This window comes from Brevibacterium sp. LAARM3_SD1 (genome assembly GCF_057364765.1).
Window position 1 is genome coordinate 41,787 of the sequence record NZ_JBNFOL010000029.1, and the last position, 10,932, is coordinate 52,718.

Genomic DNA, 10,932 nt, shown 5'->3' on the forward strand with positions numbered 1-10,932 from the left:
GGAATCCGGTGCCCCACCTCGGCGGTCTTCGGATCGGACGCACTGTCCGGATTCGGCACAGAGAGAAATTTCGCAAGGAGACGATGATGACTGAGACCGACCTCGACGCCGGCGAACGGATGAGCCTGGACGAGCTGCGCGCCGACCAGCTGAAGAACCTCAAGACGACGGTGACGTCGGTGTACGAGAAGGTGCCCTTCTACCGGAAGGCCTTCGACGAACTCGGCGTCACTCCGGCAGACATCACGAGCCTCGACGACATTGCGAAGCTGCCGTTCACGAACAAGCAGGACCTCCGCGACAACTACCCGTTCGGACTCTTCGCCGTCCCACAGGACCAGGTCGCACGCATCCACGCCTCCTCGGGCACGACGGGTCTGCCGACGGTCGTCGGCTACACCCTCGGCGATCTCGATCGGTGGGGCAGCCTCATTGCGCGGTCCATCATCGGTGCCGGCGGCGAACGCGGGCAGATGATGCACAATGCCTACGGTTACGGCCTGTTCACCGGCGGTCTCGGCGTCCACGGCGCAGAGCGTCACGGTTTCACCGTCGTCCCGATCTCCGGCGGGCAGACCCCGCGCCAGGTGCAGCTCATCCAGGACTTCAAGCCGGACATCATCACGGCCACCCCGACCTACCTGCTCACGATCCTCGACGAGTTCCACAAGCAGGGCATCGATCCGACCTCGACGAGCCTGAAGACCGCGATCTGCGGCGCCGAGCCGTGGACGGACGAGATGCGCAAGGAGATCGAGAACTCCTTCAACATCAACGCCGTCGACATCTACGGCCTCTCCGAGGTCATGGGACCCGGCGTGGCCTGCGAATCCGCGGAGACGAAGGACGGCCCGACGATCTGGGAGGACCATTTCTACCCGGAGATCGTCGATCCCTTCACCGGCGAAGTGCTTCCCGACGGAGAGGAAGGCGAACTCGTCTTCACCTCGCTGACGAAGGAAGCGCTGCCGATCATCCGCTACCGCACGCACGACCTCGCGACTCTGCTGCCGGGCACCGCTCGCCCGAACTTCCGCCGCATCTCGCGCATCACCGGCCGCTCCGATGACCTCATGATCATCCGCGGCGTCAACGTCTACCCCGCGAACGTCGAGACCGTGCTCTTCGAGTTCGCGCCGCTGAGCCCGCACTTCCAGCTCGTCCTCACCCGCCCGGGTCGGATGGACGAGATGAGCGTCGAGGTCGAGGCCCGCGAGGGCGTCGGCGCCGTCGAGCTCGACGGTCTCGACAAGCTCGTGGCCGCTCGGATCAAGGAGCGCCTCGGCGTCTCCTGCACCATCGACATCAAGATGCCCGGCGACCTGCCGCGCTCGGTCGGCAAGATGAAGCGCATCATCGACCGCCGTGAAGGCGTGCGCTGAGATGAGGCGCAGTGCATGCGCTGAAGCGGCGCTGCGGACGCGCGCCGAGGTGAGTGCTGTGACTTGGATCGCGGCACTCACCGAGGTGGCCGATTAGACTGATGCGCATGCCCGAATCGTCCTCACCTGCGTCGACAACCCCGGACCCGACGACGTCGTCCGCGGAATCGACGACCGCCGCGTCGACGTCACCGACGACCCCCGCCGAGGCGACCGCCCCCAAGCGCTCGCGCCGCGGCCGTCCCGGATACGACCGGGAGACCCTGATCAACAAGGCCACCGAGGTCTTCGTCTCCCGCGGCTATGACGGCACGTCGATGGACACGGTCGCCCGTGAGCTCGGCATCACGAAGTCGGCGATCTACCATCACGTGGCGTCGAAGGAAGAGCTGCTGCATCTGGCGATCAGCCGCGGGGTCCGCGCGCTCGATTCCGCAGTGGAGACCGAAAGTCTGCGTGAGAACGTCAACGCGCTCGAACGGCTGCGGCTGGCCGTGCGCGCCAGCGTGGTCATCCTCATCGAGTACCACCATTCGGTGACCTTGCTGCTGCGGGTGCGCGGGAACTCGCCTCTGGAACGAGAGGCCCTCGAAGCCCGTCGCAATATCGATGCGAAGGTCCGTGCGCTCGTCGAGGCCGCCATCGCCGAGGGCGGTCTGCGCTCGGATTTCACTCCCGGGCTCATCACCCGTCTGCTCTTCGGCATGGTCAACTCGATCACCGAGTGGTACCGGCCCAGCTATCCCGTCGACCCCGACACGATCGCCGAGGCGGTCACGACGATGGCCTTCCAGGGGCTGGAGGCCTGAGGCTCAGCCGTCCCAGCTCGCGCCGGCTGTCAGAACCCAGCCCAGCGTCCCCTCGACTTCGGAGAGCAGCTCTTCCTTCGGCGGATCATATCCGCCGATCACCCAGTCGACGGCGATCTGGATGCCGGCGCCGACGAGCAGGTCCCCGAGCACTCTCCGACGCGTGCCGGTGAGTACGGTGCCCGAGACGGCCACGCAGAGCGCATCGGCGAGTTCGCCGCCGATCACCCGACCGTGCCGACGGTGGAGCTCGTCGATGCGCCCACTGACCCCGAGCACTTCGAAGAGATGGACCCTGGCGAAGACCGGGTTCTCATGCGCCCAGCCGAGAAACCCGCTCATGAATCCGCGCAGCACCGACATGGCCTCGGCGCCCGGCGCATCTTTCGTGGTCTCAGTTCCCGCTGTATCGGCCGCACCGCCGGCCAGCACCGCGGAGCGCAGATCGGAAACCACCCGCTCGTAGACCGCAACCAGGAGATCCTCCAAGGTGGCGAAGGATTCGTAGAAGTAGCGCTTGTTCAGGCCAGCGACCTCGCAGATCGCGCCCACCGTGGCCGCCCGGTACCCCCGGGTCCCGAACAGTTCGATCCCTGCTGCGATGATCTGTTCCCGCCGAGCGTCTTCCCGTTCTTCGCGGCTGGCTCCCGCGTAGGGGCGTCCTTCTTTAGTCACAGTGTGATCTTGACAACACTGACCGCCGATTGCAAACTGGTACGGCATCGTGCCAGAAAGGGCGGCAATGACCTCAACCACTGCGGGCGACGGCGACTCCGCCGCTGCGGGACGCGACTCCCACGCATCATCGGACACCTCGGCCCTCAACGCTGCTCAGCGGGAACGCGATCTGGCGGCCGCCTCGGCGAATGTCTCCGATGTCGTCGTCATCGGCGGCGGATTCACCGGCGCCGGCGTCGCATTGGACGCGGCCAGCCGTGGGCTCTCGGTCACCCTCGTCGAACGCGGCGACCTCGCCTCGGGAACGAGCAGCTGGAGTTCGAAACTCGCCCACGGCGGACTGCGCTACCTCGCGAAAGGCGACATCGGGATTGCGTGGGAGTCCGCCGTCGAACGCGGCCGACTGATGAACACCATCGCACCGCACCTCATACGGCCGCTGCCGATGATCTTCCCGCTGCACCCGGGTATCGGCCGCGTGGAAGCCGCCGTGACGAGCGCCGGTTTCCACGCCGGCAATGTCCTGCGGTTGCTCGCCCGCACTCCGAAGGAGCTCCTCCCCCGGCCCCGCCGCGTCTCGCCCGCCGCAGTCCGAAAACTCGCCCCAACGACGGCGCCCGACGGACTGCGAGGCGGACTGCTCAGCTGGGACGGTCAGCTCATCGATGACGCCCGGCTCGTCGTCGCCCTGGCCCGTACGGCCGCCTCGCATGGCGCGAGAATCATCACCTACGCCGAGGCGACCGACGTCGAACCCAATCAATTGCACATCAGGAACCGCACCACCGGGGACGAACACACGCTGCGCGCCCGCCAGATCGTCAACGCCGCCGGTGTCTGGGCGGACACTCTCTCCGACGAGGTCGAACTGGCCCCGAGCAAGGGTTCGCACATCCTCGTTCCGGCCGCTCGACTGGGCGATCCGCAGGCCGCGATCACCGCTGCGGTACCCGGTCACTTCGGCCGCTATGTCTTCGCCGTGCCGTGGCACAACGGTCTGGTGATGATCGGCCTCACCGACGATCCGCACCACGGGCCGATTCCGGACCGCGCCCTGCCCGACGATGACGAGGAGGCGTTCCTCCTCGACACGATCAACGCCGTCCTCGACGACAAGCTGACCACTGACGACATCGTCGGCGGCTACGCCGGGTTCCGTCCGCTGATCAAGACCAGCGCCACGTCGAGCAGCGCCGACCTCTCCCGCAGGCACGCCCTGCTGCGCGACTCGCGAACCGGGGCGCTGACAGTCGTCGGCGGCAAACTCACGGCCTACCGCCGCATGGCCGAAGACGCCGTCGACGACGTCGTCAGGGTCGGCGGGCTGCAGGCCGGACCGTGCCGAACGACCGAACTCGGCCTCGTCGGCAAGGGCGCCGCAGCACCGGATCTGCCCGAACGCCTCGTCGCCCTCTATGGCACCGACGCAGCGACAGTGACCGATTATTGCAAGGCCGACCCCTCACTCGGCGAACCCGTGTGCGAGGGAATCCCGCTGACCGGGGCGGAGGTCCGCTTCTCCGTCGAGCACGAACTCGCCCTCACAGTCGAGGACGTCATCGACCGGCGAACCCGGTGGGGACTCGTCGACGTCGACCGCACCGACCTCCGCGCCACAGTGGCCCGGCTCGCTCCGGAACTCAGCACCGAATCACGACACGAAGGATGACGACCATGGACAGAACTGTGCCGCGCATGCGCTGGTGGGGTTGGGGCGAAGACGGTCACGACGGTCCCGTCAAGCCCGGCGCGAAGGTGATGCTGAGCAAGCACTGCGGGTGGCCGGCCGGAGTCGACAGGCCGCATGCGGCGCTCGAGGATGTCTCGCTTCCCGAACCACGACTCTCACCGGACGTGCGCGCCCGTTTCGTCAAGACGGTGGGCGAGGATTTCGTCCGCGACGATCATGCCGTCCGCGTCTCCCATGCTGCCGGGCGCAGCCTGCCCGACCTCATTCGGTTGCGCAGCGGCCGACTGACCACCGCTCCCGATGCGGTGCTCTACCCGGCTTCGAACGCCGAGGTGGACGCCCTCCTGGCCGTGTGCACCGAGGAGTCCGTGGCGGTCGTCCCCTTCGGCGGAGGCACCAGCGTCGTCGGCGGCATCGATGCCCTGCGCGGCGAATTCTCCGCGGTCGTGAGCATCAGTATGGCCCGCCTCGACCGGATCGTCGACATCGACGAGGAATCGCTGACGGCCACCGTCCAGGCCGGAGTATTCGGACCCGACCTCGAGGCGGCGCTGCAGGCGCGCGGCTTCACGCTCGCCCACTATCCGCAGTCCTTCGAGTTCAGCACCGTCGGCGGGTGGGTCGCCACCCGGTCGGCCGGTCAGCAGTCGACGGGGTACGGCCGCATCGACGAGAACGTCTTCGGCCTGCGCTGCTCGACCCCGAACGGTCCCGTCGAGCTGCGCACCGCCCCGGCGACGGCGGCCGGGCCGAACCCGCGCCAGCTGTTCGTCGGCTCCGAAGGGACGCTGGGCATCATCACCGAGGCGACCCTGCGGATCCATCGCGTGCCGAAGGCCGTGCAGGGCGACTCCTGGTTCTTCCCCGACTTCGCCTCGGGCAGTGCAGCACTGCGGGAGATGGAGCAATCGGGACTCAACCTCGACATCGCCCGCCTCTCCGACGTCAATGAGACCGCGTTCGGTCTCGCCCAACTCGGCAGCGAGCTGCAGCGCAAGGGCGTGCTCGCCTACCTGCGGACGCGCGGCATCACGACGCCCTGCCTCCTCGTTGTCCGCTACGACGGCACGGCCTCCGATGTGCGTGCGTGTCGTTCCCAGGGCCGTTCGATCGTGCGCAGGCACAAGGGCGTCAATCTCGGCGCCGTTCCGGAGACCTCGTGGGAGAAGCACCGCTTTTCGACTCCGTACCTGCGCGACCAGCTGCTGCGTGAGGGCATGATCGTCGAGACGATGGAGACCTCAACTCCCTGGTCGAAGGTCAACGAACTCCATGACACCATCACTGCCGGAATCGAGAAGGCGATGGCCGATCGCGGCACGCCCGCGTTCGTGCTCTGCCACGTCTCGCACCTCTACGCCACCGGCTGCTCGCTGTACTACACGGTCTTCGCCAAACAGCAGGTCGGGGCGGAGATCGCGCAGTGGAAGGCGCTGAAGTCCGCTGCCAGCGACGCCATCGTCGCCGGCGGCGGCACGATCACCCACCACCACGCCGTCGGCACCGACCACGCTCCGTGGCTGCCGGCCGAAACCGGGCAGACGTGGCTGCGGATGCTGCGTGCGGCCAAGGCCGAGGTCGACCCGACCGGGATCATGAATCCCGGCAAGCTCATGAACGGACCGGATCGACTGTGAGCGGCATCGAAGACAAGGACGCCTTCGGCACGGACCGGACGGGCACGAACCCGGCAGGTAAGGACTCAGCGCGGACGGGAGCCGATCCGGCAGTCGTGCCCGTGATCCTCAATCCCACGGCACGGCGTGGGGCGGTGCTCAGACGCATCGATCCGCTCGTCCACGCCTTCGCAGCACACGGCCTCGAGGCGCGGCTTGTGAGAAGCACGAGCGAGGAACATGCGAAGGAGCTCGCCGCAGCATTCGCCGCCGAGGGCGCCAAGGTCGTCGGCGCACTCGGCGGTGACGGGATGGCTCGCTCCGTCGCCGCCGGTCTCGTCGATACGGACACGGCACTGGGCGTCATCGCCGGTGGACGCGGCAACGACCTCGCCGGCAGACTCGGCATCCCGAAGGGCATCGACGAAGCTGTGGCCGTGATCGTGAACGGCCGTGACCGCGTGATCGACGTGGTCGATCTTGATGGTTTGATCAGCCTCGGCAATGTCTGCCTCGGCCTCGACTCGGCCGTCCAGCGGTATGCGAACTCGACCAGAATCGTCCGGGGCCACTGGGTGTACTTGTACGGGATCCTGCGTGCGATCCTGCCGCCGAGAAGCATCGACCTCGAGCTGACAGTCGACGGACAGCGCCTCGACTTCCGGGGCCTGACCGCAGGGTTCGCGAATTCCGGCCGCTACGGGGGCGGGCTCAAGCTCTCCCCCGAGGCGGCGATCGACGACGGACTCATCGACGTCGTCCTCCTGGGGGAGGCGTGGTTGCCGAAGCTCGCCGTCGAGCTCGTCGCGTTCATGTCCGGCAGGCACGACCGTCACCCGAAAATCCATCTCAGCCGGGCTCGCGAGATCCGCATCGACACTCCCGTCGGGGCCGCGCCGGTCGAGATCGTCGCCGACGGCGACGCGGTCGCACAGACCCCGGCAACAGTGACGATCCGCCCGTCATCGCTCAGGGTCCGCGTCCCTCGGACCTCCTGAACAACATCGCCCCGCGCCGAGGATGTTCGTTCTCGGCGCGGGGCGACTACTACCTGTCTGTCCGTCCGGCAGGTCCTTCAACCTATCCGGGCCCTCAGTACTCCTTGGCCACAAGGGTGAGCACGTCGTAGTTCGCCACGGGTTCGTCGTTCTGGTTGACGACCTGCGCGTCCCAGCGGACCTCACCGTATTCGTCGGTCTCTCGCGGGGTGATGCGCTTGGCGGTGAGCGTCACCTTGAGCTTGTCACCTGGGGAGACGGGCGTGATGAAGTTGAGCCCTTCGAGTCCGTAGTTCGCGAGCACCGGGCCCGGGTCCGGCTGGACGAAGAGTCCGGCGGCGAAGGACACGATGAGGTAGCCGTGCGCCACGCGTCCCGGGAAGAACGGGTTCGCGGCGGCCGCCTCCTCGTTCATGTGGGCGTAGAAGGTGTCGCCGGTGAAGTTCGCGAAGTGCTCGATATCGTCGAGCGTGACTTCCCGCCATTCCGAGTCGAGGGTGTCGCCGAGGCGCAGGTCCGCCAGCGACTTCGTGAACGGATGCTCGCCGAGGCGGCGCTGCGAACCGTTGACCCATTCCCCGCCGATCGCGGTGAGCATATCCGGAGAGGCCTGGATCGCGGTGCGCTGCATGAAGTGTGTGATACCGCGCAGTCCGCCCATCTCCTCGCCGCCCCCGGCCCGACCGGGGCCGCCGTGGATGAGGTTCGGCAGGGGCGAACCGTGACCGGTCGACTCTTCGGCGTCGTCGCGGTCGAGGACGAGCACACGGCCGTGCCACGGAGCGATCCTGCGGACGAATTCGGTGGCGAAGTCGCGATCGTGGGTGACGACGGAGCCGACCAGGGAGCCGCGGCCACGGGCGGCCAGAAGGACGGCCTCCTCGGTGTCGGAATAGGTGATGATCGAGGTCACGGGACCGAAGGCCTCGATGTCGTGGACAGCGTCGGACCAGGCGTCATCGGCCTGGAGGACGGTGCCTGCGACATAGGCACCGCCGTGCTCGGCGGCCAGCCGATCGGACTCCTCACGTCCGCCGGCGAGCAGGTGCGCACCCCCGGCGATGATCCGGTCGACCGCGTCGAGGACGTCGGTGCGCTGCTTGTCGGAGACGACGGGGCCCAGGCGGGTGGACTTCTCGCGCGGATCGCCCACGCCTTGGGTGGCGAGCTTGGCGATGATGGCTTCGCCGACCGCCTCGGCGTGGGCCTCGGGAACGAAGGTGCGGCGGATCGCGGTGCACTTCTGTCCGGCCTTGACGGTCATCTCGGCGACGACGCCGGAGACGAAGAGATCGAACTCCTCGGTGCCGGGTCCGGCATCGGGACCGAGCAGGGAGAAGTTCAGCGAGTCCGCCTCGGCGAAGAATCGGGTGCCGCGCTGGGTCACACAGTCGAGCCCGGAGAGCGTGCGGGCGGTGGTCGCGGAGCCGGTGAAGGCGATCGCGTCCTGTTCGGCGAGGTGGTCGAAGAGCGGGGTGACATCACCGCTGACCAGCTGGATCGCACCGGCGGGCAACAGGCCGGACTCGACCATGTCGTTGACGACGCGCGGGTCAGATGGGCGGTGTCCGTGGCGGGCTTGACGACGACGGGGACGCCGGCGACGAACATCGGCCCGAACTTCTCGAGCATGCCCCAGACAGGGAAGTTGAAGGCGTTGATCTGCACCGCCAGGCCCTGACGGGAAGTGAGAATGTGGCGACCGACGAATGTGCCGTTCTTCGACAGGCGCTCGACCCCGCCGTCGAGGTGGACGGTCGAGTTCGGCATCTGTCGGCGGGCGACGCCGGAGTACGTGAAGAGAGTGCCGATACCGCCCTCGATGTCGACGAAGGCGTCGCGCTTCGTGGTGCCGGTCGAGAACGAGATCTCATGGTAGTCCTTCGTGCGCTCCATGAGGTAGGTCGCGAGCTTCTTGAGGATCACACCGCGTTGGTGGAAGGTGAGCTTCTGCAGCTCGGCGATTCCGGTGGTCCGAGCGTGGTCGGCGACGGCGGCGAAGTCGACTCCGGCCGAACTCACCGAGTGCAGGAGTTCTCCGGTGCCGGCGTCACGGACGGGTCGGGCGGACTCGGTCGCCCCAGGCGTGTGCCAGGATCCGGCCACATAGGAACTGAGGATTTCGGACATGCTTTGCTCTCCCTGGTGAAACGACGTCTCCCGGTCCACGGCGGCCGCTGTCGGCACCGCTGCCGATTCCTAGAAATATACTAACCAATCGGTCGGTAATTGTCATGGGCCGATGAGCGAACGAATGACATGTGACACCGTTCACTCTCTGCTTTATGATCGAAGTCAATTACTGACCAAACAGTCACCCAAGTCAGTGAAGCACCGGCAATGACGCCCGCAACGAAAGATCCTCTCATGTCCACCACATCCGGTCCCACCGCAGGCCAGCAGCCCGCGCCCCAGTCGATCACCCGCGAAGAACGCAAGGTCCTCGCCGGCACCCTCGTCGGCACCACCATCGAGTGGTACGACTTCTTCATCTACGCCCAGGCCGCCGGCCTCGTGCTCTCCGCTCAGTACTTCGGGCCTCTGGCCTCGGACAATCCGGCGCTCGGGCAGATCATGGCGTGGGCGTCTCTGGGCATTTCGTTCCTCTTCCGGCCGTTGGGCGCGATCATCGCCGGCCACCTCGGTGATCGGATCGGGCGCAAGAAGATGCTCGTGCTCACGCTCATCCTCATGGGTGCCGCGACTTCGCTCATCGGTCTGCTGCCGAACTACGCGATGATCGGCATCGGCGCACCGATCCTGCTCACCCTGTTGCGGATCCTCCAGGGCTTCTCTGCCGGCGGTGAATGGGGCGGGGCGGCGCTGTTGTCGGTCGAGCACGCGCCGATCTCCAAACGCGGCATCTTCGGCGCCTACCCGCAGATCGGCGTGCCGGTCGGCATGATCCTGGCCACCGGCGTCATCTGGATCCTCACCACCCTGCTCAGCCCCGAACAGTTCGCGAGCTTCGGCTGGCGCATTCCGTTCCTCTTCTCCGTCGTGCTCGTGCTTGTCGGCTATTACATCCGCCGCCAGGTCGAGGAGTCCCCGGTCTTCGCCGAACTCGCCGAACGCAAGGCCGAGTCCTCGGCTCCGCTGGGCACCCTGTTCAAGAAGAACACGAAGGAAGTCGTCCTCTCCGCGCTCATCTTCATCGGCAACAACGCCGTGGGCTATATGATCATCGCGTTCTTCGCCGCCTACGCCTCCCGTCCTCTCGACCAGGGTGGGTCTGTCGGTCTCGACCGGGCACCCGTGCTGCTGGCGACGACGCTTGCGAGCTTCGGCTGGCTGGTGTTCACGATGTGGGGCGGGGCGCTGTCGGACAAGCTCGGGCGCGTGCGCACCTTCCAAATCGGATACATCCTGCTCATCGTGTGGCTGATCCCGACGTTCCTCATGATCGATATGGCCAACATCTGGATGTACGGCATCGGCATCTTCGTCCTCACCGTCGGCATGGGCCTGTCCTACGGCCCGATGTCGGCGATGTATGCGGAGATGTTCCCCGCCCAGGTCCGCTACTCGGGCGTCTCGATCGGCTACGCGATCGGCGCGATCCTCGGCGGCGCCTTCGCCCCGACCATCGCCGAGACCCTGCTCGCCGAGACCGGTTCGTCCATCTCGATCGCGATCTACATGATCATCGTATGCATCATCTCGCTCATCGGCGTCAGCCTCGTCAAGGAGACGAAGGGCGTCGACCTCGGCCTGACCAAGCACCACTGAGACTGCCAAGGCACACAGGGGATAGGCTGT

General features: G+C 66.8%; 7 protein-coding genes and 1 pseudogene. 6 read left to right on the forward strand and 2 right to left on the reverse strand.

The features are described 5' to 3' along the window. The first annotated feature begins 86 nt into the window (after positions 1 to 86). A complete protein-coding gene (gene paaK, locus AC2W7L_RS14745; protein WP_486005029.1) occupies positions 87 to 1,382 on the forward strand; it encodes a phenylacetate--CoA ligase PaaK in 1,296 nt (431 codons plus the stop codon). Between the two features lie 107 nt (positions 1,383 to 1,489). Further along, positions 1,490 to 2,191, forward strand: a complete 702-nt coding sequence (locus AC2W7L_RS14750) for a TetR/AcrR family transcriptional regulator (RefSeq protein WP_486005030.1) — start codon at positions 1,490 to 1,492, stop codon at positions 2,189 to 2,191. Positions 2,192 to 2,194: 3 nt separating this feature from the next. On the opposite strand, the gene AC2W7L_RS14755 is transcribed toward AC2W7L_RS14750, so the two are convergent. Then, positions 2,195 to 2,866 (reverse strand): TetR/AcrR family transcriptional regulator, encoded by a 672-nt coding sequence (locus AC2W7L_RS14755; protein ID WP_486005031.1) that lies wholly within the window; start codon positions 2,864 to 2,866, stop codon positions 2,195 to 2,197. A 67-nt stretch (positions 2,867 to 2,933) separates the two neighbouring features. On the opposite strand from AC2W7L_RS14755, the gene AC2W7L_RS14760 reads away from it, so the two are divergent. Genes AC2W7L_RS14760 through AC2W7L_RS14770 form a run of 3 tightly spaced genes read left to right on the forward strand, consistent with a single transcriptional unit; the run spans position 2,934 to position 7,173 of the window. Continuing rightward, a complete protein-coding gene (locus AC2W7L_RS14760; protein ID WP_486005032.1) occupies positions 2,934 to 4,538 on the forward strand; it encodes a glycerol-3-phosphate dehydrogenase/oxidase in 1,605 nt (534 codons plus the stop codon). A gap of 5 nt (positions 4,539 to 4,543) precedes the next feature. Continuing rightward, positions 4,544 to 6,196, forward strand: a complete 1,653-nt coding sequence (locus tag AC2W7L_RS14765) for an FAD-binding oxidoreductase (RefSeq protein WP_486005033.1) — start codon at positions 4,544 to 4,546, stop codon at positions 6,194 to 6,196. Beyond that, positions 6,193 to 7,173, forward strand: a complete 981-nt coding sequence (locus AC2W7L_RS14770; RefSeq protein ID WP_486005034.1) for a diacylglycerol/lipid kinase family protein — start codon at positions 6,193 to 6,195, stop codon at positions 7,171 to 7,173. The genes AC2W7L_RS14765 and AC2W7L_RS14770 overlap by 4 nt, the downstream gene beginning before the upstream one ends. Before the next feature lie 94 nt (positions 7,174 to 7,267). Here AC2W7L_RS14770 and paaZ read toward each other — a convergent pair. Further along, a pseudogene (paaZ, locus tag AC2W7L_RS14775) lies at positions 7,268 to 9,303 on the reverse strand (phenylacetic acid degradation bifunctional protein PaaZ). Positions 9,304 to 9,540: 237 nt separating this feature from the next. On the opposite strand from paaZ, the gene AC2W7L_RS14780 reads away from it, so the two are divergent. After that, entirely contained in the window at positions 9,541 to 10,902 is a 1,362-nt protein-coding gene (locus tag AC2W7L_RS14780; RefSeq protein WP_486005035.1) for an MFS transporter, read from the forward strand. Positions 10,903 to 10,932 lie beyond the last annotated feature (30 nt).

What these genes read in the sequence shown, in the direction of transcription:
- AC2W7L_RS14780 (WP_486005035.1), top strand. Translation starts at nt 9,541, where the DNA reads ATGTCCACCACATCCGGTCCCACCGCAGGCCAGCAGCCCGCGCCCCAG.
- AC2W7L_RS14750 (WP_486005030.1), top strand. Translation starts at nt 1,490, where the DNA reads ATGCCCGAATCGTCCTCACCTGCGTCGACAACCCCGGACCCGACGACG.
- paaK (WP_486005029.1), top strand. Translation starts at nt 87, where the DNA reads ATGACTGAGACCGACCTCGACGCCGGCGAACGGATGAGCCTGGACGAG.
- AC2W7L_RS14760 (WP_486005032.1), top strand. Translation starts at nt 2,934, where the DNA reads ATGACCTCAACCACTGCGGGCGACGGCGACTCCGCCGCTGCGGGACGC.
- AC2W7L_RS14765 (WP_486005033.1), top strand. Translation starts at nt 4,544, where the DNA reads ATGGACAGAACTGTGCCGCGCATGCGCTGGTGGGGTTGGGGCGAAGAC.